Source organism: Streptomyces bohaiensis, from assembly GCF_012033785.1.
Taxonomy (GTDB): domain Bacteria; phylum Actinomycetota; class Actinomycetes; order Streptomycetales; family Streptomycetaceae; genus Streptomyces; species Streptomyces bohaiensis.
In genome coordinates this window covers 1-1318 of record NZ_JAAVJC010000527.1, presented here as the reverse complement: position 1 = coordinate 1318, position 1318 = coordinate 1, and the positions used below count along the sequence as shown (strand labels likewise).

Below are 1318 nucleotides of genomic sequence, written 5' to 3'. Positions count from 1 at the left end.
GTGCGGAGCATGCCGCGCCGCTCCTGGAGCCGGTGCTCGGCGAGTTCGTCGAAGCTGGTGCGGCGGGGGGCGCGCGATGCGGGCGTTGCAGGTGTGACGGTGCGACGGACCGGAACCGGCGCGCGCCCCCTCGTCGCGGGTGCCACATCCCGTGCCGCAGCAGCGATCCGGGCCACCCGCGCCCCGCGCGCAACCCTGGCCGAGGAGAGGTGACATCACGAGCACACTTGCTACGCCGCTCGAACAGACCCCTGCGAGCGCCCTAGGATGAGCACACACTCAACCGGCACACTCACCGCTTCGAGGGGTCCTGTGAGCGAACGCCCAAGCCTTCAGCCGTCCATCGACGCCTGGACGCATTCCATCGAGGCGATATCCGAGCTCGTCGCGCACCTGACCGAGGGAGAGTGGAACAGCCGGACGGAGTGCCCCGGTTGGTCGGTCCGCGACATCGTCTCGCACGTCATCGGTCTGGAGAGCGAAGCGCTCGGCGATCCGCGCCCGATCCACACCCTCCCGCGCGACCTCTACCACGTCACCGATGAGACCAGCCGCTACATGGAGGTCCAGGTCGACGTCCGCCGGCACCACACCGGCCCCGAGATGACCGGCGAGCTGGAGTACACGATCATCCGGCGCTGCCGGCAGCTCCGCAACGACAAGCGCGCCCCCGACCACATCGTCAACAGCCCCGTCTTCGGCCCCATGCCGCTGGAGGAGTCGCTGCGGCGCCGCGCCTTCGACGTCTGGGTGCACGAGCAGGACCTCCGCCGCGCGCTCGACGAGCCCGGCAATCTCGACTCCCCGGCCGCGGAGATCGCCCGGGACATGATGATCGAGGCGCTGCCCGCCGTCATCGCCGACCGGGCGAAGATCGCCCCGCGCTCGGCCGTCGTCTTCGACGTCAGCGGTCCGATGGAGTTCCTGCGGACGGTGCGGGTCGACGAGGAGGGCCGCGGCTCGGTCTCCAGCAGCCCGTCGCTGGGCCCGGTCGCCACCTTCACCACCGACTGGGAGACCTACGCCCGGCTCGCCTGCGGGCGGATGCGCCGCCGCCGGGCCGCCGAGCGGCTCAAGGTCGAGGGTGAGCAGGAGATCACGAACCGCATTCTGGCCAACTTCTCGATCACGCCCTGACCCGGGCCGCCCGGCCCGGCCCCTGACCTCGGCCCCGCGCCACCGCGCCCCGCACCCGTGCCCGCTCCGCGGGGCGGCGGGCCGGTCGGCGCGCCTTGTCGTGAGCGCGCGGCGGAGGTCCTGCTCGTGCACCCAGACGTCGAAGGCGCGGCGCCGCAGCGACTCCTCCAGCGGCATGGGG

The 1318-nt window shown here is 72.4% G+C and carries 1 protein-coding gene; it reads left to right on the top strand.

The genetic code is table 11. The features are described from left to right. Positions 1-312: 312 nt before the first annotated feature. Positions 313-1137 carry a maleylpyruvate isomerase family mycothiol-dependent enzyme gene (locus HCN52_RS24480; protein ID WP_168090597.1) on the top strand — a complete coding sequence of 275 codons (825 nt, stop codon included), beginning with the start codon at positions 313-315 and terminating at the stop codon, positions 1135-1137. The last annotated feature ends 181 nt before the right edge of the window (positions 1138-1318 follow it).